This is a genomic window from Paraburkholderia mimosarum LMG 23256 = NBRC 106338, from assembly GCF_000739815.1.
GTDB classification, from domain to species: Bacteria; Pseudomonadota; Gammaproteobacteria; order Burkholderiales; family Burkholderiaceae; genus Paraburkholderia; species Paraburkholderia mimosarum.
Genome location: NZ_BBJJ01000001.1, coordinates 436,480 through 458,742, shown reverse-complemented (window position 1 = coordinate 458,742; position 22,263 = coordinate 436,480). Strand labels below are relative to the sequence as shown.

The 22,263-nt window shown below is 66.1% G+C and carries 20 protein-coding genes and 1 pseudogene; 16 read left to right on the top strand and 5 right to left on the bottom strand.

Going from position 1 to position 22,263, the window contains the following annotated elements; translation table 11 throughout:
- Positions 1 to 21: 21 nt before the first annotated feature.
- Positions 22 to 1,002, top strand: coding sequence for a LysR family transcriptional regulator (locus BMI01S_RS02015; RefSeq protein WP_407668918.1), 981 nt, complete (start codon positions 22 to 24; stop codon positions 1,000 to 1,002).
- A 12-nt stretch (positions 1,003 to 1,014) separates the two neighbouring features.
- Here BMI01S_RS02015 and BMI01S_RS42860 read toward each other — a convergent pair.
- Positions 1,015 to 1,374, bottom strand: a pseudogene (locus tag BMI01S_RS42860) (DinB family protein); the annotation flags it as partial.
- 355 nt (positions 1,375 to 1,729) lie between these two features.
- On the opposite strand from BMI01S_RS42860, the gene BMI01S_RS02010 reads away from it, so the two are divergent.
- From BMI01S_RS02010 to BMI01S_RS01980, 7 genes are all read left to right on the top strand, one after another.
- Positions 1,730 to 2,473 carry an IclR family transcriptional regulator gene (locus tag BMI01S_RS02010; RefSeq protein ID WP_028229944.1) on the top strand — a complete coding sequence of 248 codons (744 nt, stop codon included), beginning with the start codon at positions 1,730 to 1,732 and terminating at the stop codon, positions 2,471 to 2,473.
- An 88-nt stretch (positions 2,474 to 2,561) separates the two neighbouring features.
- Complete coding sequence (locus BMI01S_RS02005; protein WP_028229943.1) at positions 2,562 to 3,614, top strand: cyclase family protein; 1,053 nt, start codon at positions 2,562 to 2,564, stop codon at positions 3,612 to 3,614.
- 46 nt (positions 3,615 to 3,660) lie between these two features.
- On the top strand, positions 3,661 to 4,362 hold the full coding sequence (locus BMI01S_RS02000; protein ID WP_028229942.1) for an SDR family oxidoreductase: 702 nt from the start codon (positions 3,661 to 3,663) through the stop codon (positions 4,360 to 4,362).
- Between the two features lie 2 nt (positions 4,363 to 4,364).
- Positions 4,365 to 5,333, top strand: a complete 969-nt coding sequence (locus tag BMI01S_RS01995) for a 3-hydroxyacyl-CoA dehydrogenase (RefSeq protein ID WP_036044088.1) — start codon at positions 4,365 to 4,367, stop codon at positions 5,331 to 5,333.
- Between the two features lie 82 nt (positions 5,334 to 5,415).
- Entirely contained in the window at positions 5,416 to 6,747 is a 1,332-nt protein-coding gene (locus BMI01S_RS01990; RefSeq protein WP_028210701.1) for a short-chain fatty acid transporter, read from the top strand.
- Between the two features lie 53 nt (positions 6,748 to 6,800).
- Positions 6,801 to 7,085: a muconolactone Delta-isomerase gene (catC, locus tag BMI01S_RS01985; RefSeq protein WP_028210700.1), complete on the top strand. Its 285-nt coding sequence runs from the start codon at positions 6,801 to 6,803 to the stop codon at positions 7,083 to 7,085.
- 12 nt (positions 7,086 to 7,097) lie between these two features.
- On the top strand, positions 7,098 to 7,394 hold the full coding sequence (locus BMI01S_RS01980; protein WP_028210699.1) for a YciI family protein: 297 nt from the start codon (positions 7,098 to 7,100) through the stop codon (positions 7,392 to 7,394).
- A gap of 163 nt (positions 7,395 to 7,557) precedes the next feature.
- Here BMI01S_RS01980 and BMI01S_RS01975 read toward each other — a convergent pair whose 3' ends face one another.
- From BMI01S_RS01975 to BMI01S_RS01965, 3 genes are read right to left on the bottom strand one after another with little or no spacing between them, the layout of a single operon-like run.
- Positions 7,558 to 8,517: a dimethyl sulfoxide reductase anchor subunit family protein gene (locus BMI01S_RS01975; RefSeq protein WP_028229941.1), complete on the bottom strand. Its 960-nt coding sequence runs from the start codon at positions 8,515 to 8,517 to the stop codon at positions 7,558 to 7,560.
- Positions 8,518 to 9,384 (bottom strand): 4Fe-4S dicluster domain-containing protein, encoded by an 867-nt coding sequence (locus BMI01S_RS01970; RefSeq protein WP_407668917.1) that lies wholly within the window; start codon positions 9,382 to 9,384, stop codon positions 8,518 to 8,520.
- A 13-nt stretch (positions 9,385 to 9,397) separates the two neighbouring features.
- Entirely contained in the window at positions 9,398 to 12,310 is a 2,913-nt protein-coding gene (locus BMI01S_RS01965; RefSeq protein WP_028229940.1) for a molybdopterin oxidoreductase family protein, read from the bottom strand.
- Between the two features lie 80 nt (positions 12,311 to 12,390).
- Here BMI01S_RS01965 and BMI01S_RS42855 point away from each other — a divergent pair, with 80 nt between their 5' ends.
- On the top strand, positions 12,391 to 12,768 hold the full coding sequence (locus tag BMI01S_RS42855) for a TOBE domain-containing protein (RefSeq protein WP_244145259.1): 378 nt from the start codon (positions 12,391 to 12,393) through the stop codon (positions 12,766 to 12,768).
- A gap of 282 nt (positions 12,769 to 13,050) precedes the next feature.
- The gene (locus BMI01S_RS01955; protein WP_028229939.1) at positions 13,051 to 14,730 is read left to right on the top strand and encodes a purple acid phosphatase family protein; all 1,680 of its coding nucleotides are present in this window, start codon (positions 13,051 to 13,053) and stop codon (positions 14,728 to 14,730) included.
- A 35-nt stretch (positions 14,731 to 14,765) separates the two neighbouring features.
- Here the strand turns inward: BMI01S_RS01955 and shc are convergent, their stop codons facing one another.
- Positions 14,766 to 16,802 carry a squalene--hopene cyclase gene (gene shc, locus BMI01S_RS01950; RefSeq protein ID WP_028229938.1) on the bottom strand — a complete coding sequence of 679 codons (2,037 nt, stop codon included), beginning with the start codon at positions 16,800 to 16,802 and terminating at the stop codon, positions 14,766 to 14,768.
- Positions 16,803 to 16,867: 65 nt separating this feature from the next.
- On the opposite strand from shc, the gene BMI01S_RS01945 reads away from it, so the two are divergent.
- From BMI01S_RS01945 to BMI01S_RS01920, 6 genes are all read left to right on the top strand, one after another.
- Positions 16,868 to 17,584 (top strand): TetR/AcrR family transcriptional regulator, encoded by a 717-nt coding sequence (locus BMI01S_RS01945; RefSeq protein ID WP_051381291.1) that lies wholly within the window; start codon positions 16,868 to 16,870, stop codon positions 17,582 to 17,584.
- A gap of 127 nt (positions 17,585 to 17,711) precedes the next feature.
- Positions 17,712 to 18,662: a 4-hydroxyproline epimerase gene (locus BMI01S_RS01940; protein ID WP_028229937.1), complete on the top strand. Its 951-nt coding sequence runs from the start codon at positions 17,712 to 17,714 to the stop codon at positions 18,660 to 18,662.
- On the top strand, positions 18,659 to 19,819 hold the full coding sequence (locus tag BMI01S_RS01935) for an NAD(P)/FAD-dependent oxidoreductase (RefSeq protein WP_028229936.1): 1,161 nt from the start codon (positions 18,659 to 18,661) through the stop codon (positions 19,817 to 19,819). The genes BMI01S_RS01940 and BMI01S_RS01935 overlap by 4 nt, the downstream gene beginning before the upstream one ends.
- Positions 19,812 to 20,087, top strand: coding sequence for a 2Fe-2S iron-sulfur cluster-binding protein (locus BMI01S_RS01930; RefSeq protein ID WP_028229935.1), 276 nt, complete (start codon positions 19,812 to 19,814; stop codon positions 20,085 to 20,087). Before BMI01S_RS01935 ends, BMI01S_RS01930 begins: the two co-directional genes overlap by 8 nt.
- A complete protein-coding gene (locus tag BMI01S_RS01925) occupies positions 20,084 to 21,352 on the top strand; it encodes an NAD(P)/FAD-dependent oxidoreductase (RefSeq protein ID WP_028229934.1) in 1,269 nt (422 codons plus the stop codon). Before BMI01S_RS01930 ends, BMI01S_RS01925 begins: the two co-directional genes overlap by 4 nt.
- A gap of 90 nt (positions 21,353 to 21,442) precedes the next feature.
- The gene (locus BMI01S_RS01920) at positions 21,443 to 22,225 is read left to right on the top strand and encodes an AraC family transcriptional regulator (RefSeq protein WP_028210689.1); all 783 of its coding nucleotides are present in this window, start codon (positions 21,443 to 21,445) and stop codon (positions 22,223 to 22,225) included.
- Positions 22,226 to 22,263: the final 38 nt, after the last annotated feature.

Genomic DNA, 22,263 nt, shown 5'->3' with positions numbered 1-22,263 from the left:
TGGGGCCATTATTTTTTTGTTATGCCCCCGGTTATTGTGTCTTTCAGCATCGACGAAGTGACGAGGCGGTTGAATACGCGCCTGAAAATGCGCCATCTGGTGCTGCTCCTGCAGATTCGCCAGCACGGCTCGCTCACGCGCGTGGCGGAGCACATGGCGACGAGCCAGCCCGCCGTCACCAACGCGCTGGCCGAAATGGAGAGCATGTTCGGCGCGCCCCTTTTCGAGCGTTCGTCGCGCGGCATGACGCCCACGGCGCTCGGCAACGTGGTGCTCGCGCGTGCCCAGGCCATGCTGCACGACCTCGACCACCTCGCGCGCGACATCGAAGCCGTGGTGGCCGGCCACGCCACGCGCGTGCACGTGGGCGTGATTCCGTTCATCTCGGGGCGCACGCTCGCGGCGGCGATCCGCGTTACCCAATCGCGCCTTCCGCAGCGCGTCACCATGACGATTCACGAAGGCACCAGCGACGCGCTCCTGCCGCAGTTGCGCGACCACACCCTCGATATCGTGATCGGCCGCGCGTCTTCTGCTGTCGATGTCTCGCAGCTGCGCTTCGAGGTGCTGCATCAGCAAAAGCCGCGGCTCATCGCGAGCCGGCGGCTCGCGGCGCGTCTCGCGCGCGGCAAGCTCAACTGGGAAAAGCTCGTCGAGCTGGACTGGATACTGGGCGCGCCGCACACGCCCATACGCGAGCAGATTTCCGATCTCTTCCTGCACGCGGGCGTGGCGCCGCCCGTACCCATCGTGGAAAGCTACACGTCGCGGCTGATCGGCGAAATGATCGTTGCGAACGAAAACGCCGTGTCGATCGTGCCCGCCGACATCGCCGAGGAACTCGTGCACTTCGCGGGCGTGGCGATCGTGCCGTACACGCTCGACTGGACGCTGCCGCCCGTTGCCATGTTCACGCGTGCCGGCGTGCTGCGCGATGTCGATGCGACCTTTGGGCAGTCGCTGCGCGAGTTGTATCAGGAGGCGGAGAAGGCGCGGGGTTAGCGCCTTTTCCTGCAACTCGCTTTCCTGCTCTTCCAGCTCCAGCCCGTGCGTGCGGTCGTGGTCGAGCAGTTCGCGCACGAGTTCTTCCAGCGTCATGCGCCGAACGCCGTCGCGCAGCCCGCAGCGTAGCCGCTGCTCGGGCGTGAGGCGCTTGAGCGATGCGCAAAGACGGCGCCGGCCTTCGCTGAATTCGCCCATGGCCGTGACGAGATCCTGGCGCAGGTATGCGCGCGCTTCGGCGAGCGCCGTGCCGTCCACGGAGGCGATTTCCGGCAGTTGGACCTTGCGCACGGCGCTGAAACGCTCCGCAAAAACCGTGTCGAGATCGCGCAGATGGCAGGCGTACTCGAGCAACGAGAAGCCCGTGCCCTCTCTCAAACCCCTCGCCCGCCTCCAGCCGGAGCACGATATGCGTGTCGCCCGCGTTCGCGCCGTCGACATAGCGGTCCTTCAGATACGCATCCACGCTCACTGGCGCATGATTCGCCCCGCCGTGACCGACGGGTGTCGACGAACTGCCGCGCGAGGTCCTGAAAGAGATCGATGTCCTCGACGAGGGCCACGCGCAAATTCCAGCGCGTGACGCTCATGGCATAGGCGCGCAATCGCGCCGTCCGCGATTCGATCTGCCGCGGGAAAGCGCCCGAGCGGGCCACGATCGCCGCGTTTTAGGTGTTTACCCGCGATCGTATTGTCAGCCAGTTATCGATATGCCGATAATACTCTCATGGATGTGAAAACTGCAGTGCGCGTCTTCGACGTGGTCAACCTCTTTGCCGAAGTCCGGCAACCGATGATCTACAGCGAGATTGCGCGTCGAACCGGGATCCCGCTGTCGAGCTGCCACGCGCTGCTACAGACGATGGTGGCCAAAGGCTATCTGTACGCGCCGGGCGTCAAGGCCGGCTATTACCCCACGCAGCGCCTGCTGCATGTCGCGCGCGACATCTGCAGCGAGGACCCGCTCACGCTGATGTTCCAGCCGCTGCTCACCGCGCTGCGCGACGCCACCGGCGAGACGGCCGCGCTCGCCACGCTCGCGGGCACCCGCGTGGTCTATCTCGACGTGATGGAGTCGCGCCAGAAGATTCGCTACAGCGACGAACCGGGCGGTTTCATGACCATCGCCAGCGCGGCGGGCAAGGCGCTGCTCGGCGCGCTGCCCCCGGCCGCGCGCCGCAAGCTGCTCGACAGTTGCGAGCCGCCGTTGCGCTCGGCCAGTGGCGCGGTCATCGAGCACGGCGCGTTCGAGCGCGACGTCGAGCAGGGCGTGACCGACGGCTGGCATCGCTCGACGGGCGAAAGCGTGGAGGACGTGGCCGGTCTCGCGCGCGGCTTCCTGATTCATGGCGAAGCGTTTGCGCTCGTCATCGGCGCGCCCAAGGCGCGTCTTCTGAAGAACGAGCAGAACGCCGTGAAGGCGCTGCTCGAGGTGTACGCGCAAATCCCGCCCTCGCTGCTCACCGCTTGAGGCGCCTCCCGGACACTGCAGGTAGCGATGCACGAACGCGGCCGGTTGATCCGGCGCGCGTGGCTTCCCGAAGTTGGAGATAGACAGCATGCGTTGGAAGAACCGGCCGGAAGGCTCGACCTGGGGCGACTTCGGTCCCGACGATCAATTGGGCCGCCCCAATCTCATCGGCGCGGAGCACGTGCTCAAGGGCGCGCAGGAGATACGCGCGGGTCTCACGTTCACGCTTTCGCTGCCGCTCGACTTTCCGGGCGAGAGCAAGCTGAACGTGCGCCGCCATCCGCCCGTGCTGCGTCCCACCTTCCGCGACGGCCTGCCCTATGTGAATTTTCCGTTCGCGCGCAACGAAGCGGGCGCCACCGACGTGGTGAGCGACGATCAGGTGTTGCTCTCGCTGCAATATTCCACGCAGTGGGACTCGCTCGCGCACGTGGGCGCGCGCTTCGACGCCAACGGCGACGGCGTGGCCGAGAGCGTTTACTACAACGGCTATCGAGCGAACGTGGACGTGATCGGCCCGATGGAATATCGCGCCGAAGACAATTTCGCCCCTCACGCGTGCGGCGGCGAGCATAGCCATGCGGACGTGCTCGGCATCGAGCACCTCGCCGTGAAGGGCATGCAGGGCCGCGGCGTGCTGATCGATTTGACCGCGCATTTCGGCCGCGAATTGCGCACCGTGGGCTACGACGACCTGATGCGCGTGATCGAGGCCGACGGCGTGGAGGTCGAGCGCGGCGACATGCTGGTGCTGCGCACCGGCTTCGCGGAGATGGTGCTCGACATGAACCGCCAGCCCGATGAAGCCGTTTTGTCGAGCCACTGCAGCGCACTCGACGGGCGCGACGAGCGCCTGCTGCAATGGATCACCGATTCGGGCATCGCCGCGCTCGCCGCCGACAACTATGCCGTCGAGCGCTTTCCCGCGCGCGCGCCGGACACGCCCGGCGATCATCCGCTTTTGCCGCTGCATCACCACTGCCTCTTCAAGCTCGGCCTGCCGCTAGGCGAGCTTTGGTATCTGCGCGATCTCGCGCTGTGGCTGCGCGAACACGAGCGCTCGCGCTTCATGCTCACCGCGCCGCCGCTGCGGCTGCCGGGCGCGATGGGCTCGCCCGTCACGCCGGTCGCCACGGTTTGATCGACTCATTCGTATTCCTCTGTTTTATCCACATTCCTGAAAGAACATGGCGAAAGAAAGAGTCCTGATTACCGGCGGGGCCGCCGGCATCGGCGCCGCGTGCGCCGCGCGCTGCGAGGCCGACGGTTACGAAACGGTCGTGATCGACCGCGTGGGCGACGGCATCCTGGCCGACCTCTCCGACACCCGAGCAACGGCGGCCGCGCTCGCCCGCGCGCTGGAAGGCGGACCGATCACGCGGCTCATCAACAACGTGGGCGTGGTCGTGCCCAACGATGCCGGGCACCAGACGCTCGAAGAACTCGAACGCGCGTGGGCGCTCAACGTGCGCTGCGCGCAGCAGTGCATGCAGGCGCTCCTGCCCGACATGAAAGCCGCAGGCTTCGGGCGCATCGTCAACATGTCGTCGCGCGCCGCGCTCGGCAAGGAGCTGCGCACGGCCTATTCGGCCACCAAGGCCGCGTTGATCGGCATGACGCGCGTATGGGCGCTCGAACTCGGCGCGTTCGGCGTCACAGCGAACGCCATTGGCCCCGGCCCGATCCGCACCGAACTCTTCGACCGCGCCAATCCGCCCGGCGCGCCACGCACGGAAGCCATCATCAACGCCGTGCCCGTGAAGCGCGTGGGCACGCCCGAAGATGTCGCGCACGCGGCGTCGTATCTGCTCGACGCGCGCAGCGGCTTCGTCACGGGCCAGGTGCTCTATGTGTGCGGCGGCATGACCGTCGGCGTCGCGGGGGTTTGACGATGGCGAGCCCTGAACCGCGCGTGCGACGACGTGCCGGCATCGTCGGTGCGGGCAGCATCGGCGTGGCGTTCGCCATCTGCTTCGCGCGGGCCGGCTGGCGCGTGCGTCTCTACGATCCCGACGCTGCGCGCCGCGCCGCCGCGCCTGAAGAGATTGCGTCGCGCCTCGACGATCTCACGCAATACGCGCTGCTCGACGAAAGCGCGAGCGAGATCGCCGCGCGCGTCGGGATTGTCGATACGCTCGAAGCCGCCGCGGCCCAGTCCGATCTGGTGCAGGAATGCGCGCCCGAGCGCGCCGGGCTCAAGCGCGAGATCTTCGCGCAGCTCGACCGCGCCGCGCCGCCCGAAGCGATCCTCGCGAGTGCTTCGTCGTTCCTCGCGGCGTCGAAGTTCGTGGACGAGGCGCTGACGGGCCACGCACGCTGCCTCGTCGCCCATCCCGGCAACCCGCCCTACCTCGTGCCCGTGGTCGAGATCGTGCCCGCGCCTTTCACTTCCGAAGCGGCGGCCGCACGCGCCATCACGCTTTACGGCGAAGCGGGCATGAAGCCCGTGCGCGTGAAGCACGAAGTGGAAGGCTTCATTTTCAACCGCCTGCAAGGCGCCGTGCTGCGCGAGGCGTATTGCCTCGTGCGCGATGGCGTCGCGACGGTGGAAGACATCGACACCGTGATGCGCGACGGTCTTGGCCCGCGCTGGTCGGTGATCGGTCCGTTCGAGACCGTCGATCTGAACACGCGCGGCGGCATCGCCTCGCATGCGCAGAAGATGGGGCCCTCGTACGAGCGCATGGGCGCAGAACGCGGCCAGCACGACCCGTGGACGCCCGAACTCGTCGCGCACGTCGAGGCGGCAAGGCGCGCGGCGCTACCGCTCGAACAATGGGACGCGCGCGTGGGCTGGCGCGACCGCCAGCTCATGCGGCTCACCCGCCATCGCAAGACCCAAAGCCACGACGACTCATAAGCGCTCGCCAGTGCCCGTCACGCGCGCGCAGCGAGACCCGAAGAGACCCTACAACGACTACGATTCCGATAGAGACACTTCCATGCAGAAAGTCACCGCATTCTTTACCGAGCTGATGCGCCGGTATTTGCCCGATCCGTTCGTCTTCGCGATCGGCCTCACCCTGCTGACGATGGCGCTCGCCGTGATCGTGCAAGGGCAAGCCGTCACGGCCCTCACCACGAGCTGGGGCAAGGGCTTCTGGGCGCTGCTCGCATTCACCACGCAAATGGCGGTGATTCTCGCGATGGGCTACGTGCTCGCGACGGCACCGCTCACCGACCGCTTCCTCAACCGCCTGGTGGCGCGCGTCAACGATCCGCGCATGGCCGTGATCGTCGCGACGCTGGTGGGCGGCATCGGCAGCTATCTGAACTGGGGCTTCGGCCTCGTGGTGGGCGGCATCGTCGCGCGCAAGCTCGCGCTGCGCGTGAAAGGCGTGCACTACCCGCTCATCATCGCATCGGCCTATAGCGGCTTTACGCTCTACGGCCTCGGACTTTCGGCGAGCATTCCCGTGCTGATCTCGACGAAGGGGCATCCGCTCGAGGCGCAGATGGGCGTCATTCCGCTCTCCGATACGATTTTCTCGCCCGCCATGCTCATCACGAGTCTCGTGACCATCATCACGCTGCCGCTCCTGAATGCCTGGCTGCATCCGAAGGCCGGCCAGCCGATCAAGGAGATCGACCGCGCCCTCGAAGAAAAGCAGCAGAAGGACGCTGCGCCCGGCGTGGATCTCGACGAAGGCAACACGCTCGCCAACCGCCTGAACAACAGCCGCCTTCTGAGCTACTTGATCGGCCTGATCGGCATGGGCTACGTCGCGCTGCACTTCGTGCAAGGCGGCTCGATCGACCTCAACCTCATCAACTTCTTCATTCTGTTTCTCGGCATTCTGCTGCTCGGCACGCCGATCCGTTATGTGGAGAAGCTCAACGAAGGCATTCGCACGATCAGCGGCATCATTCTGCAGTACCCGTTCTATGCGGGCATCATGGCGATCATGGCGTCTTCGGGTCTCGTCAATACGTTTTCCGAAGCGTTCGTGAAGGTCGCTACACCGGGCACGCTGCCGTTCTGGGGCTTGATCAGCTCGTTCGTCATCAACTTCTTCGCGCCTTCGGGCGGCGGCCACTGGGTCATTCAAGGCCCGTTCATGATCGAGGCGGCGAAGACGATCGGCGCCTCGGTGGGCCACACTTCGACGGCCGTGATGCTCGGCAACGCCTGGAACGACCTCGTGCAGCCGTTCTGGATCCTGCCCGCCCTTGCGCTCTCGAAGCTCAAGCTCAAGGACATCATGGGCTACACGGTCATCATGATGTTCTGGATCGGCATCGTCTATTCGGTTGCGATTCTCGCCTGGGGCTGACTGGATCTCACACGCGCGCTTTTCCGAACCCGCATCCTTACCGGAGACCATTCATGCTGTATCTCGTGCACATGCAGGTGCAAATTCCGCACGGCACCGACGCAGCCTTCGCCGACGCGCTGAAGGCCGAAGAAAAGGCGTTTTCGCAGAAGCTGCAACGAGAAGGCAAATGGCGCCACCTGTGGCGCGTGGCCGGCGAGTACGCGAATTACAGCGTATTCGACGTCGAATCGAACGATGAGTTGCACACGCTGCTTTGCGCGCTGCCGCTCTTCCCGTTCATGAAGATCAGCGTGACGCCGCTCGCCCAGCATCCTTCGGCCATCGCGCCGAACTGACGGGAGCGCGCCATGCCCTTTCTCATCGAAACATTCGACAAGCCCGGTCACGCCAAGGTGCGAGCACGCGAGCGCGACGCACATCTGGAATTTCTCGCGCGCAACAAGACGCTTTTGCTCGCGTGCGGCGCGAAGCTCAACGACGACGGCAGCAGCGCAGGCGGCGGCATCTATATCGTCGACGTCGAAACCCGTGAGGAAGCTGAGCGCTTCATCGCGCAGGACCCGTTCACGCTCGTCGGGCTGTTCGAGAGCGTGAAGATCGTGCGCTGGCGCAAGGCCTACGTCGACGGGACCTGCTACCTGTAAGCGCCACGCGCGCATCCTTTCGAACGTTCCGTTCGTTATCGACACTCGAACGGCGCCGTGCTCCCCTGTACGGCGCCGCTTTGGCCCGGCGTGTGCCTCCGCACGCCGGGCCGTTTTTCGTTTCCAGCTTTCCCGGGATTGCCCTCGTGGGCCCGTTGCCGCATCAAGCCGCGCGCTGGTAGTACAGGTTCTGCGGGTGACGCGCCTGCGCAAAGAAAAACCAGCGCTCGGCGACGAGGCCCGCGTACTGTACGACGCAAGCCGCGATCAGCAGCGTTGCTGACAGCGGTTGCAGCCCCTGGAGCACGACCACGAGCAGCGCGAGCGGCACTACGAAGACACCCGCAATAAACCCCCACTTGACCCGCCGCATCACCGCATCGGACTGCCCGTGAAAGAACTCGCGCAAATTGAAGGCGCTTGCCGTAAAGCCGCGCGAAATCTGCCTCACCTTGCTGGCCTGGATACCGGTGGCGGTTTGCAGCGTCGAGCGCGGGTGCAGGCGCTCATTGCGCGCGAGCGTGGCGACACGACTTACGCAACCCGCCACCGTCAGCACGCTCGCGGCGAGCCCGAGCGCAGGCACGATGCCGGGCGCGAACCAAGCTGCGCACGCCGTCGCCATCGTGAAGCCCGATGCGCAACCGAGCAGCACGAAATTCGCGAGCGTGAGCGGCGTTGCCCATTCCTGAAGGAAGCGCAGGCAGGCATAAATCATTGCCGTGCAAACGAAGAGGCTGATGCTCGCCAGCGCGGCTATCCCACCGGCGGCGAGCGACCAGGGCGCATTCATCCAGTGAGCCACGCCGTACAGGAACGTCGCAGCGAGAAACACGGGAAGCGCCAGACATTCGCGCGAAAGCCACGAAGTGCGCCACATGGCGATGGCGCGCCACGCGCGTTCCGGGTGCCCGAGATGGAAGACCGAGGCGACGAGTCCCAGCACGCCCAGCGTCAGCGCGAGCCCGGCCCCGAACACATAGAACGGCTGCGGAACGTGCAGCGATGCCGACCATTCCGGATGCAGCCGCATGAGCCACTCGACGCCGAACAGCGCAATCAGCAAGCCTTGCCCCGCGCCGCAAAGCGTGGTCAGGAAAACGACGGAAAATGCAGGTCTCATTCAAATCTCCGTGGTCGCTTCCGGTCGCGGGCGCGCGAATAGCGACTTCACTCGTGTAGCAAATGCGGCCAGATTGAGCTTGCCGGCGTCCCGTTGCACATCGTGCCGCCCGGCGACAGGCATCGCAGGCGTGCCGCGCCGGATCGCGAGGCCCACCAGGTCGATGGGCTCGCCGAGATCGGGCATGTCGATGGGCGCGCCTGTCGACGCGCCGCTGCCACAGCCGCACGAACCGCTGCCGCAACTGCTGCCTGTCTTCTGCCGGGGCAAATAATGATTCGAAGGCCTGGTCCCCCACTCCGGCATCAATTGATAGCCGCCGCGCGCCTCTATCGCCTTCGACACCTCCGACTCGGGGTCGTGAATGTCCCCGAAAATGCGCGCCGACGTGGGGCACGCGAGCACGCAAGCCGGTTTGCGGTCGCGCTCGGGCAGCGCTTCGTTATCAATGCGGTCCGCGCACAGCGTGCACTTGGTCATTTCCTTGCGCGCTTCATCGAGTTCGCGCGCGCCATAAGGGCAGGCCCACGAGCAATACTTGCAGCCGATGCACTTGTCGTAGTCGACGAGCACGAGCCCGTCTTCCTTGCGCTTGAAGCTCGCGCCGGTCGGGCAGACCGGCACGCACGGCGGGTCTTCGCAGTGCAGGCACGATTTCGGGAAGTGAATGGTGTCCGAGTCCGGAAACTCGCCCGCCTCATAGGTCTGCACGCGGTTGAAGAAGGTGCCGGACGGATCGGCGTCGTAGGGGCGCACATCGGAAAGGCTGCCCGCCTGCCCCGAGGTATTCCATTCCTTGCAGCTCGTCACGCACGCGTGACACCCCACGCAGACGTTCAGGTCGATCACCAACGCCATTTGTGTCATTTCGGTGTCCTCCTTACTTGCGCGTTACGACATTGCGCAGGCGCGCAGCGAACTTGCCGCCGCCCGCGAAATACGCCTGCACCCGCCCGACCGGGCCGGTGGAACCCGGCAAAGGCCGCATCGGCTCGAACTGGGGCAACGTGTGGTCGGCATCGGCCTCGGCCGGATAGACGCGCACGCGCACGTCGTACCACGCCGCCTGCCCCGTAACCGGATCCGAGTTGGAGACGCGCCGGCCTTCGTCGAAGGGCAGTTCTTCGGTAATCAGATGGTTGAGCAGGAAGCCGCGTTGCGACTCATTGGCGTCCGGACCGAGATTCCACGCACCGGCCGCCTTGCCGATCGCGTTCCAGGTCCATACGGTGCCGGGCTCAACTGCCTCGCTGTAGCGGGCCATGCAGCGCACCTTGCCCCACTGCGACTCGACATAGATCCAGCCGCCGTCCTCGATGCCGTTTGCTTTCGCCATGCGCGGATTCAGGTAAAGGTAGTTCTCGCCGTGAATTTGCCGCAGCCACGCATTCTGCGAATCCCACGAGTGATACATGGCCATGGGGCGCTGCGTGACCGCCGCCAGCGGAAAGCGTTCGAGATCGGTTGCCGCGAGTTCCAGCGGCGCGTACCAGAACGGCAGCGGATCGAAATACTGCTCAACGCGCGCGCGCAAATGCTCTGGCGGCTGGCGCGCGTCAGTCTTGCCTTGCGCGGCGAGACGGAACTTCTGCATCACATCGGAATACAGCTGGATAAGAATCGGTTCTCCGAATTTCCGGAATCCCTTCTCGACCGCGAACTGCAGGTAAGGCCCGTTCACGCCGCGCATGTACTGCATTTCCTCCGGCAGCGTGTAATGGAACACGCAGTTGTTCTTCGCGTACTCCTCCCATTGGCGGGGATTGGGCTCGCCCACGAGCGCCTTGTCGCCGTCCTTGCCGCGCCAGCCGATCAGGAAGCCGACACCGGAATCCGGCGCGGTCTGAAAATTGACGATGAAGTCCGGATAGTCCTTGAATTTGCGTTTGCCTTCCGCCGTCATGAACGCGGGCAGTTTCAGGCGGCTCGCCAGTTCGACGAGCACCTCCTGGAAAGGACGGCACTCGCCGGTTCGCTCCAGCACCGGCACACGCACGGAGTCCACCGGTCCGTCGAATTCGGAAATCGGGCGGTCCAGCATCGACATCGCGTCGTGCCGCTCCAGATAGGTCGTATCGGGGAGGATCAGATCGGCGAATGCCGTCATCTCCGACTGGAACGCATCGCACACCACGAGGAACGGGATCTTGTACTCGCCGTCCGGCCCGCGGTCGGTCAGCATCTTGCGGACCTCGCCCGTGTTCATCGACGAGTTCCACGCCATGTTCGCCATGAAGATCAGCAGCGTGTCGATGGGGTAAGGATCGCCTCGCCACGCGTTCGTGATGACGTTGTGCATGAGGCCGTGCACGGCAAGCGGGTATTCCCACGAGAACGCCTTGTCGATTCGCACGGGCTCGCCCGCTTCGTCGATGAAGAGATCGCCGGGCGCCGCTGGCCAGCCGAGCGGCCCCGACGGCAACGGCGTATTCGGCTTGACGTCGTTCGGACTGGATGGCGGCTTCGCCGACGGCGGCACTGCGCGCGGATACGGCGACTTGTGACGGAAACCGCCGGGCCGATCGATCGTGCCGAGCAGCGACATCAGCACGGCCAGCGCTCGAATCGACTGAAAGCCGTTGGAGTGCGCGGCGAGTCCCCGCATGGCGTGAAAAGCGATTGGGTTGCCCGTCACGCTTTCGTGCTTTACGCCCCACGCGTCCGTCCATGCAATCGGCAATGTGATCTTGTGGTCGCGCGCCGTCTGCGCCATCTCGCGCGCGAGACGGCGGATCGTATCCGCCGCGATCCCGGTGATCTCCTGCGCCCACTCGGGCGTCGTCTCCTTGAAGCGCTCGCGCAACAGCGCGAAGGAAGGGGCGACGGGCGTGCCGTCGGGAAGCACATAGCGTCCGTCGAGCGCGGGCTCGGCGCCGGGCGTGTGATGCTGCACCGCCTTGCCGGTCTTTTCGTCCCACCACAGATGATTTTGCGGGAAGAGCGGATTGCCCGCGGCAAGCGCGGGATCCTTCACGAAGAGGCCGAACGTGTCGCTCTCCGTTCGCATGTCCAGCAGTTCGCCCGCGTTTGTGTAGCGCTTGACGAACTCGTGATCGTACGCGTTCGCCTCGATCAGCTCGTGGATCAGCGCCATGAACAGCGCGCCGTCCGTGCCGGGCCGAATGGGCACCCATTCGTCGGCGATGGCCGCATAGCCGGTGCGGATCGGGTTGATCGCGATGAAACGTCCGCCCGCGCGCTTGAACTTCGAAATGGCGATCTTGAGCGGATTGGAGTGATGGTCCTCCGCCGTGCCGATCATGATGAAGAGCTTCGCGCGGTCGAGGTCCGGGCCGCCGAACTCCCAGAACGAGCCGCCGATCGTATAGATCATGCCCGCCGCCATGTTCGCGGAGCAAAAGCCGCCGTGTGCCGCGTAGTTCGGTGTGCCGAACTGCCTCGCGAAGAGGCCGGTCAACGCCTGCATCTGGTCGCGGCCCGTGAACAGCGCGAATTTTTTTGGATCGGTGGCCCGCAGGTGCGCGAGGCGCTTTTCGATGGTTTCGAGCGCTACCTCCCACGAAACGGGCTCGAACTGCGCTTCGCCACGTTCCGCACTCCGCTTGCGCATGAGCGGCTGCGTGAGCCGCGCCGGGGAATACTGCTTCATGATCCCCGACGAACCCTTCGCGCAGATCACCCCCTGGTTCAGCGGGTGTTCCGGGTTGCCGTCGATATAGCGGACTTCCCCGTCGCGCAGATGGACGCGAATGCCGCAGCGGCACGCGCACATGTAGCAGGTCGTGGTCTTGGTTTCCAGCTTTTCGTCTTGTGTTCGGGCGCCGTGTTCCACGAGCAGGCCTCCATTACGTCCGACAGGCGCCCGGTAAGGGCCGGCGCTCGCCATTCATGAGGCAGAAATGGTATTCCCACATGATTGACCAATCAACTTTGCATTCCGGATATCAGCCATCACGGATTCCGATAGTTTTCCTTCGACCCTCCCCTGCTGCGGGAAACCCCGATTCCCCGAACGCCATCCCGCGCGGTATGGTCCAGCCCTTTGCAACTCCCAATCCCACACGTTTGCAAAGCATGGATATCCGAACAACTCGCATTCGCAATCAGTTGCAAGGGCGAATCGTCTCGATCATCAGAGGCGCGGTCCATTCCGAAGTCGATGTCGTCACTGCGGCAGGCCTCTTCACATCCGTCGTCGAAACGGAACTACTGGACTTGATCGGCTTGAAAGCGGGGTCCGCGGTCGTCGCAACCGTCAAGTCATCGGACGTCAAACTCGCGGCGGCTTGACGCGCCACGCAGGTCATGGGGTTGCGCGCCGGGGGGCTCTATATAGTTGCCTTTTCAACTTAACCGCCGAAGCGGGAAGCGAGTATGCGACATGCGGGCCGTGCGCCTTCCAGGCCCATGCTTCACACGCCGCTGCACAGCAAACGCCGGAATGTCATCTTCAGGTCATGCGAGCGCGCCATCGTTGGGTCTACACCCACCCTGCGATGCCTGCGTTCGCGCGCGTCAGTCATGGAGTACGCGAGCGCTGGCTTCGTTCCTCTGCCCGCGAGGCGAGACGACATGACCCAAAAAGACATCCCCGAGAATGCACCCACCGAAAGCGGCGCCGGCGTCTCGCGTCGCGGCTTCCTCAAGCTTGCCGGCGCGTCGGGCTTCGCGAGCGCGGCCAGCGCCTTTGCGGGCAGCGCGAAGGCCGATGCCGCCGCACCCGACGGCACGCCCGAGCAGATCCACCTCACATGGGGCGAAGACCCGACTCGCGAAGTCGTCGTGTCCTGGGCCTCGCTCGGGTCTTCCACGAACCCCCGCGTGACCTGGAGCGCCGATCGCGGCAAGCGCGAGACCGTGCACGCCGTTCAGCGCACCTATACGGACGGGCTCACGGGCGCCGTCGTTTTCACGTATCACGCGCGGTTGCGCGGGCTGGACCCGGCCACGACCTACCGCTACGAAGTCACCGCCGATAACGACAGCCGCGCCGGCAGCCCCTTTAGTTCGAGTTTCTCCACGGCGCCGCGCGCTCGTGCGCCGTTCCGCTTCACGAGCTACGGCGACCTCGCCACTCCGAATACGGGCTGGGTGCTTTCGTCGCCGCAAAGCCGCTTTGCCGTGGAAGCCGTCGAGCGCTTCCAGCCGCTCTTTCATCTGTTGAATGGCGACCTCTGCTACGCGAACCTGAATCCCGCGCACCAGACCGACGTGTGGCGCGACTTCGGCAACAACAATCAGAGTTCGGCGGCGAACCGTCCCTGGATGCCGTGCCCCGGCAATCACGAGATCGAGTTCTACAACGGCGCACAAGGCCTGAACTCGTATCTCACGCGCTACACGCTGCCCGACAACGGCACGCCGTTTCCAGGGCGCTGGTACAGCTTCCGCGTGAGCAACGTGCTGTTCGTCTCGCTCGACGCCGACGACGTGGTCTACCAGGACGCCGCCGCCTTCGTGGCTGGCCCCAAACCGCTCACGCCCGCGGCCAGCACGGGCAATGCGCCGATCCCGCCGGGCACGTCGTTCTACGTGCGCGGGTACAGCAACGGCGAGCAGACCCGCTGGCTCGAAACGACGCTCAAGCGGGCGAGGCACGACGACGACATCGACTGGATCGTGGTGCAGATGCACCAGGACGCGCTCAGTTCGTCGAAGACGGGCAATGGATCGGACAAGGGCATACGCGAGGCATGGCTGCCTCTGTTCGACCGTTACGGCGTGGATCTCGTGGTGTGCGGCCACGATCACGATTACGAGCGCAGCTACCCCGTGCGCGGCTGCAATCATCATGCGGGCGTCGACGCGAAGACCGGTGCAACGGTGGATACGCTCCAGCCGCGCCCTGTTTCGCACGCGCAAGGTCCGGGCAACACGTTCGACACGAGCCACGGCACGATCCACCTGATCCTCGGCGGCGGCGGCACGAGCGCACCGCTCGACGTTTACGGCGTGAATGTCGGCAACGGCAATCCGCAAGCGCAGGTGTTCACGAAGCCCAATCACCCGGTGGCGGGCGCAACGCCGGGCACGTACGCGCGGCCGACGGCGGATGCGCGCGAAGACGCGATCTGGTCGGCGCAGCGCGATACGGGCACGGGCTATGGCATCGCGGTGTTCGACGTCGACCCAGGCGCGCACGGCGGCAACACCACGATCACCTTGAACTACTATCACGCACCCGGCGCCGATCATACGCCGACCGGGAATTATGAGTTGTTCGAAACGATTACGCTGTCGAAGGCGCGCTAAGAAAAAATGCGGGGCGCTTGCGCCCCGCGTCGCGTTCAGACTGCGAGAGCCGCCTCCTGCCGCTCCCGCACCGCGACCGCACCGGACGCAAGCCGCCGATAGCGTGCCAATGCCCACAGCGGAAAATACGCCGTATAGCCGTGATACTTGAGGTAGTAGATACGCGGGAAGCCCGGCGCATTGTGCGAGCGATGCCACCAGAAGCCATCGTCCTGCTGCACGGATAGCAGATACGCCACGCCGCGCCGCACGGATTCGGATTCCCAGTCACCGAACGCCATCTGCGCGAGCAGCGCCCACGCGGTGAAATTGGAGGCACTCTCGCCGCCATTGGTGCCGGCAAGGCGCTCATCGATATAGCTGTCGTTGGTCTCGCCCCAGCCACCATCCGCATGCTGGCGTCCGCGCAGCCACGCGAGCGCACGGGCGATATACGGTTGGCGCGGATCCTCGCCCGCGAGCGCGAGACCCGCCAATACGCTCCACGTGCCGTAAATGTAGTTGGTGCCCCAGCGGCCCCACCAGCTGCCGTCGGGTTGCTGCGTCGCCTTCACGTACTCGATGGCGCGCGCGAGCGCCGCCTTGTCCTCGGCACGGCCCGTCACGCCGAAGCACAGCAGCACGCGGCCCGTTACGTCCTCGGTCGGCGGGTCGAGCAGCGCGCCGTGATCGGCGAAGGGAATCGCGTTCAGATAGAGGCGATCGCAGTCGGCATCGAAGGCGGCGAAGCCGCCGTTGCGCGATTGCAGGCCGCGCATCCAGTCGAGCGCCCGCGCCACGCGAGCGGCGTAAGGATCCACGCCCGTCGTGCGCGCTTGTCCGCGCCCGCGCCGATGCAGCATGGCCGCCACGACCGCCGTGTCATCGATGTCGGGATAGTAGGGGTTCTCGTACTGAAACGCCCAGCCGCCCACCGGGGTGTCGGGCTGCGCATTCTCGATCCAGTCGCCGCGCACGTCGTCCACCTGGCGCTCGGCGAGCCAGTCGTACGCGCGCGCGATGCGCTGCTGCAGTTCCCGATCGGTGATGGCAACCGCCGCCGGATCGGCGGGCGCGACCGTGCGCGCCTGTTCGAGCGCCATGGTGCTCCATGCGGTGTCCCAAACCGGCGAGAGACACGGCTGGCAGTAAACACTGCCGTCCGCGCGTTCGACGAGCAGCTTCTCCAGCGCATTCTCGCAATCGCGGCGCAGCGGATGATCCTCAGGATACCCAAGCACCTGCATCATCTGGTAGCTGTAGACGATGGGCGGGAAAATGCCGCCCATGCCGTCCTCGCCATTCATGCGCTCCGCACACCAGGCTTCCGCGCGCTTCATGGCGCGCTGGCGCAGCGCGCGCGGCAGCAGCGGCTCGATATGGCGCACCGCGCGGTCCAGCGCGAGAAACAACCGGCGAATGCCCTTGCCGCGCGGGAAGTATTCCCGTTCCTCTTCCGCTGGGGTGACGAACAGTTCGGCGATGGATACGTCATGCGGGTTGGCCGCACGCGCCTTCAGCGAGCAAAGCGAGAGCAGCGGCACCATCGTCGTGCGCGCCCAGTAAGCGACCTTGTACATCGAAATGGGCACCCACTTCGGGAACAGCACGAATTCGATCGGCATGAACGGCGTGGCGCGCCACGGCACCTGGCCGAAGGTGGCGAGCAGGATGCGCGTGAACACGTTCGACTTCGCCGCCCCGCCGAGCTTCAGGATGGTCTCGCGTGCGCGCACCATGTGCGGCGCGTCGGCTGCGTCGCCCGCCGCCTTCAGCGCGAAATAGGCCTTCACGCTGCACGAGACATCGGGCGCGCCGTCCACGTACAGGTCCCACGCGCCGTGCGTCTGCAAACGCTGAATGGCGCGCAGATAACGCGCCATCTTCTCCTGGCGCACGGTGTCGATCTTGCCCATGAAATGCATCATGAGGATGTATTCGGCGGTGATCGTGGCGTCCGATTCGAGCTCGAAGCACCAGCTTCCATCGGCGTCCTGGAGCCGGACGAGCGCTTCGCGGCCGCGGATGATCGAGGCGTCGAGCGCCGCCATGGCGGCCGGGGAAGCGGAAAAAGGCGGGGCGAATTTTTTCATCGGCGAATCATACCATCCGTACGGAATGTTTAGCCGCAGAGCCTCGCAATGGTATGATTCCCGACATGAAAGACTCCTCCGTCAAGGCGCCGGCGCGCGCGACAAGGCGCGGCGCCAAGGCGGCTGACGCGGTGGCCGCGCTTGCCAGTTCGGCGTCTTCGACCTCGCAGCCCCCTTCCCCACGCGATAACGGCGCACCCGCCGCCGGAACGCGCCGCAAGAAAGCCCCAATCCAGGTGCGTGCGCAGTTGCTGCAGGCGGCCTCCGATATCGCGACCGATCAAGGCGTGCCCGCCGTGACGCTGGACGCCGTGGCCGAACGCGCGGGCGTCACCAAGGGCGCGCTGCAATATCACTTCGCCAACAAGCAGGGCCTGCTCGATGCGCTGTTCGAGCAGACGATGGAGCGCTTCGAGCAGCAGATGCACGCGCGCATCGAAGAAGGCGTGGCGCAAGGCATGGCGAAGCATGGCGCCGCCGCGCGCGCCTACCTGCACACGACCATCGACGAGGCGAACCCGGCCGCCAGCACCAACGTGCTGCGGGTGCTGGTCGCCGCGATGATGACCGACACAGCGATCCGCGAGCGCTACGCCACCCCCATGCGCAAGTGGACGCGCCCCGATCCCCTGCCGCTAGAAGCCGCAGCACGCCTGATGATCTGCCGTCTCGCGGCAGACGGCCTGTGGATCTCCGACCTGCTCGGCTACCAGAACATGCCGCCGCGACTGCGCGCCGAAGTGGTGCGTCAACTGGAGCAATTGGCGCTCGCTGAGAACTGAACGCCCAGCGCGCCAGGGTCCACCCTCACCGCTGCGCCTTCGCGCGCGGCGCACTATGCAGAAATCGTCACCGCATACGGGCCGTTCGAGCAAGACGGCCAAAATCGCGCGGCCTACGATTGTCCGCATGAAAACCCTGACTGTCATCGATTCCCATACGGGCGGCGAACCCACCCGCCTCGTGATCGCAGGCGGCCCCGAACTGGGCCACGGCCCGCTCGCCCAGCGCGCGGCCGTTTTCCGGCGCGACTTCGACAACATGCGCGCGGGCATCGTCAACGAGCCGCGCGGCTCGGACGTCATGGTCGGCGCGCTGCTCTGCGAGCCCCACGATCCGTCCTGCTCCGCCGGCGTGATCTTCTTCAACAACGTCGGCTTGCTCGGCATGTGCGGGCACGGCACCATCGGTCTCGTCGCTTCGCTCGCGTATCTCGGGCGCATCGCGCCGGGCGTGCATCGCATCGAAACGCCGGTGGGCAACGTCGAAGCCGAGCTGCACGGCGACGGCACGGTCACCGTGCGCAACGTCCCCGCATACCGCTACCGCCAGGCGGTGCCGCTCGACGTGCCCGGCTACGGCCGCGTGCATGGCGACATCGCCTGGGGCGGCAACTGGTTCTTTCTCGTCGCCGATCACAACCTGACGCTCGAGGCGAACAACGTCGAAGCGCTCACCGAGGCGACCTGGGCCATGCGCCAGGCAATCGAGGCGAACGGCATTACCGGTGCCGATGGCGCGCTGATCGACCATATCGAACTCTTCGCGCATTCGGGCAAAGCGGGCGTGGACAGCCGCAATTTCGTGCTGTGCCCCGGCAAGGCCTACGACCGTTCGCCGTGCGGCACCGGCACGAGCGCGAAGGTAGCGTGCCTCGCCGCGGACGGCATGCTCGCGCCCGGCGCCCTATGGCGCCAGGAAAGCATCATCGGCAGCGTGTTCGAGGCGAGCTACGAGACCGCGCCCGAGCTGCCCGCCGGATACGTGCGCCCGAGCATACGCGGCAGCGCGCATATCAGCGCGGAGTCCAAACTGATTTTCTCCGACGACGATCCGTTCGCCTGGGGCATTCGCACGTGACGCAAGGTTCGAACGATCGTCCCGATGTGATCGTGATCGGCGCGGGCATCGTGGGCGCGGCATGCGCGCACGAACTCGCGGCGCAAGGGCTGAACGTGCTCGTCATCGAGCGCGCGGGCGTCGGCGGCGGCGTGACGGCTGCCGGCATGGGCCACCTCGTCGTCATGGACGACACGCCCGCCGAATTCGCGCTGAGCGCGTGGTCGCTCGCGCTGTGGCACGCGCTCGCACCGCGGCTCGACGCGCGCCACGCGTTCGTGCGTTGCGGCACGCTGTGGGTTGCCGCGGACGAAGAGGAACTGGCGCTCGCGCAAACGCGCCAGCAAGCGCTCCAACGTCAGGGCGTGGCGTGCTCCATGCTGGACGCGCGCCAGTTGCGCGAAGCGGAACCCGGCCTGCGCAACGGCCTCGTGGGCGGCATGATCGTCGACGACGACGCCGTGGTCTATGCGCCCGCCGTATCGGCATGGCTGCTCGAACAACCGGTTAGCGGCCGCATTACGTGCCGGACGCAAACGCAGGTCGCACGCATCGACCGCGCTGGCGTGCATCTCGCCAACGGCGAAGTGCTCGGCGCGGGCGCGGTGCTGGTCGCCAACGGCCTGCAGGCGCTCGACCTGATGCCGCGTCTGCCGCTGCGGGCCAAGAAGGGGCATCTGCTCATCACCGACCGCTACCCCGGCACGATCCGCCATCAGATTCTCGAACTCGGCTACATCAAGAGCGCGCACAACGCGTGCGGCACTTCGGTCGCGTTCAACGTGCAGCCGCGGCCGACGGGCCAGTTGCTGATCGGCTCGTCGCGCCAGTTCGACAGCGCGGACCCCGCTGTCGAGCCCGCGATTCTCGCGCGCATGCTGCGGCGCGCCGCCGACTACCTGCCGCAATTGCCGGCGCTCAATGCGATTCGCGCATGGACGGGCTTTCGTCCCGCGTCGAGCGACGGCATGCCACTGATCGGCCCTGCCGAACCGTTCGCCGCCGACGACGGCCATCCGTCCACGTGGCTCGCCACCGGGCACGAAGGCCTGGGCGTGACCACGGCGCTCGGCACGGCAAAGCTGATCGCGGCGCAAATGCTCGGCCGCGGCGCCGACATCGACGCGACGCCGTATCTTCCCGCCCGCTTTGCTGTCGAGGGGACCGTGCATGTCTGAAGCCACGACGACGTTGACGGTCGATGGGCGCAACGTGGGCGTCGCGCCAGGCAGTTCGGTGGCCGCGGCCATTGCCATCGCGGCGAATGCGGGGCAGGCGGCGCTCGTCACGCGGCGTTCGGTGAGCGGCGCGCTGCGCGGGCCGTTGTGCGGCATGGGTATTTGCCAGGAGTGCCGGGTCACCATCGACGGCGTGCCGCACCGGCTCGCTTGCCAGACCGTCTGCGTCACGGGCATGAATGTCATCACCGGGAACGCGGCGTCATGAAGTTCGATATCCTGATCATCGGTGCAGGCCCGGCCGGATTGAATGCGGCACGCACCGCCGCACAGGCCGGCGCAAGCATAGGTATCGTCGATGACAATGCGCTGCCCGGCGGCCAGATCTGGCGTCAGGGCCCCGAACATCGCGCCGCCGGCCCCGCGCGCGCGTTGCTCGATGCCCTCCCCGCGCGCGCCAACGTCACGCTGCTGAGCGGCAAGCGCATCGTGCAGGCGCTGCCCGGACAGCAACTGCTCGCGGAAGGCGCCGACGGCGCGCTCATGCTCGCTTACGGCAAGCTCATCGTCGCCTCGGGCGCGCGCGAGCGCTTCCTGCCCTATCCCGGCTGGACCTTGCCGGGCGTCACGGGCGCGGGTGGCTTGCAGGCGCTCATCAAGGGCGGCATGCCCGTGCGTGGCGAGCGCATCGTCGTCGCGGGCAGCGGGCCGCTGCTCTGGGCTGCCGCCGCGACCGCGCGCGAGCACGGCGCGACGATCGCCGCGCTCGTCGAGCAAGCGCCGCCGCCGGCCGTGCGTCGCTTCGCTGCGGGCCTCGTCCATACCCCCGCGAAGCTCGCCCAGGCGCTGCGCATGCGCTTCGATCTGCGCGCCACGCCTTACTGGTGCGATGCGTACGTCACCGAGGCCATCGGCGCATCGCGCGTGACGCAGGTGCGCGTGCGGCGGGGCAGCGACGAGACGCTCGTCGACTGCGACCGCCTCGCCTGTGCCTATGGCCTAGTGCCAAATATGGGCCTCGGCGCGGCACTAGGCTGCGGTCTGGAACCGCGCGCGGGCTCTGCGGCAATCGCCGTGAACGAATTCCAGCAAACCTCGGTTGAATCGATCTACGCGGCCGGCGAATGCGCGGGCGTGGGCGGCATGGAACTCGCCGCAGTGGAAGGGCGCATTGCGGCCCACGCCGCGCTCGGCGACAACGCCGGCGCACAGCGCCTGTTCACCGAACGCAAACGCTACCGCCGGTTCGCCGAACGCCTCCACGAAGCCTTCGACCTCAATCCCGCCCTGCGCACGCTTTCGCAACCGGACACCGTGTTCTGCCGTTGCGAGGACGTCGCCTGGCGCGATGTTGCCGGCCACGCATCGTGGCGCGATGCCAAACTGCAGACGCGCTGCGGCATGGGCCCCTGCCAGGGCAAGATCTGCGGCGAGGCTGCGGCGTTCTGCTTCGGCTGGCCGCAAAACGGCCAGCGGCCGCCGTTCTCGCCCGCTCGCATCGGCACCTTGCTGCAGGCGGAATCCGCCGAATAGCGCCGCACGCGCTTTTTGATTACTGCATGCGCGAGGGCGAGCGAAACGGCACAATAGCGGTCTTCCTCGATCCCGCCTTGTGCTCAAGCGATGCCCGAACTGGTCCTGCCCGCCGCCCTCGAAAACGCCACGTTCGCGCAGATGGTCGCGCATTTCGCCATGCTCGAACCGCTGTTCGACGCCATGCCCGACGTGGTGTTCTTCGTGAAGGATCACGAGGCGCGCTATGTGATCGCGAACACCACGCTCGCCGCGCGCTGCGGCTTCAAGGACAAGCGCGCGCTGCTCGGCAAGACGGCCGAGCAGGTCTTTCCCTCGCGCTTCGGGCACAGCTACACCGCGCAGGATCAGGCCGTCGTGCGGCTCGACAGCAGTCTCGTCGATCAGCTCGAACTGCATCTGTATCCCGGGCGGCAGCCGGGCTGGTGCCTCACGTCGAAAGTCCCGCTGCACGACGCGCGCGGCCGCGTGCTGGGCGTGGCGGGCATTTCGCGCGACCTGCAGGCCGCCGAAGGCACGCATCCCGCCTATCAGCGGCTCGCGGTCGCGGCGAAGTACATCCAGGACAACTATGCGCAACCCGTCAAGCTCGCGCAGCTCGCGAAGCTCATCGACATGTCGGTGGCGCAGATCGAGCGTTACTTCCACAAGATCTTTCACCTCACGCCGCGCCAGATGCTGCTCAAAGCGCGTCTCGACGCGGCCTCCATGCTGCTGGCGAGCGACCTGAGCATCACCGACATCGCCACGCAATGCGGCTATAACGATCACAGCGCGTTCACGCGGCAATTCAAGGCCACGGTGGGCATCACGCCGAGCCAGTATCGCGCGTTGCTGCAGGCGCACGAAAACCCGGAAACGTCCGGCGCCTAAGCGTCGCGGCGGCGCACCCAGGGTTTTCCCGCCGTGGA

Bases quoted from the DNA above. Each gene is read 5' to 3' on its own strand.
- BMI01S_RS01975 (WP_028229941.1), bottom strand. From the start codon at position 8,517: ATGAGACCTGCATTTTCCGTCGTTTTCCTGACCACGCTTTGCGGCGCG.
- BMI01S_RS02010 (WP_028229944.1), top strand. From the start codon at position 1,730: ATGGATGTGAAAACTGCAGTGCGCGTCTTCGACGTGGTCAACCTCTTT.
- BMI01S_RS02005 (WP_028229943.1), top strand. From the start codon at position 2,562: ATGCGTTGGAAGAACCGGCCGGAAGGCTCGACCTGGGGCGACTTCGGT.
- BMI01S_RS01930 (WP_028229935.1), top strand. From the start codon at position 19,812: ATGTCTGAAGCCACGACGACGTTGACGGTCGATGGGCGCAACGTGGGC.
- BMI01S_RS01955 (WP_028229939.1), top strand. From the start codon at position 13,051: ATGACCCAAAAAGACATCCCCGAGAATGCACCCACCGAAAGCGGCGCC.
- BMI01S_RS01990 (WP_028210701.1), top strand. From the start codon at position 5,416: ATGCAGAAAGTCACCGCATTCTTTACCGAGCTGATGCGCCGGTATTTG.
- BMI01S_RS01920 (WP_028210689.1), top strand. From the start codon at position 21,443: ATGCCCGAACTGGTCCTGCCCGCCGCCCTCGAAAACGCCACGTTCGCG.
- BMI01S_RS42855 (WP_244145259.1), top strand. From the start codon at position 12,391: ATGATTGACCAATCAACTTTGCATTCCGGATATCAGCCATCACGGATT.
- shc (WP_028229938.1), bottom strand. From the start codon at position 16,802: ATGAAAAAATTCGCCCCGCCTTTTTCCGCTTCCCCGGCCGCCATGGCG.
- BMI01S_RS01925 (WP_028229934.1), top strand. From the start codon at position 20,084: ATGAAGTTCGATATCCTGATCATCGGTGCAGGCCCGGCCGGATTGAAT.
- BMI01S_RS01940 (WP_028229937.1), top strand. From the start codon at position 17,712: ATGAAAACCCTGACTGTCATCGATTCCCATACGGGCGGCGAACCCACC.
- BMI01S_RS01995 (WP_036044088.1), top strand. From the start codon at position 4,365: ATGGCGAGCCCTGAACCGCGCGTGCGACGACGTGCCGGCATCGTCGGT.
- BMI01S_RS01970 (WP_407668917.1), bottom strand. From the start codon at position 9,384: ATGACACAAATGGCGTTGGTGATCGACCTGAACGTCTGCGTGGGGTGT.
- BMI01S_RS02015 (WP_407668918.1), top strand. From the start codon at position 22: ATGCCCCCGGTTATTGTGTCTTTCAGCATCGACGAAGTGACGAGGCGG.
- BMI01S_RS01980 (WP_028210699.1), top strand. From the start codon at position 7,098: ATGCCCTTTCTCATCGAAACATTCGACAAGCCCGGTCACGCCAAGGTG.
- catC (WP_028210700.1), top strand. From the start codon at position 6,801: ATGCTGTATCTCGTGCACATGCAGGTGCAAATTCCGCACGGCACCGAC.
- BMI01S_RS02000 (WP_028229942.1), top strand. From the start codon at position 3,661: ATGGCGAAAGAAAGAGTCCTGATTACCGGCGGGGCCGCCGGCATCGGC.
- BMI01S_RS01945 (WP_051381291.1), top strand. From the start codon at position 16,868: ATGAAAGACTCCTCCGTCAAGGCGCCGGCGCGCGCGACAAGGCGCGGC.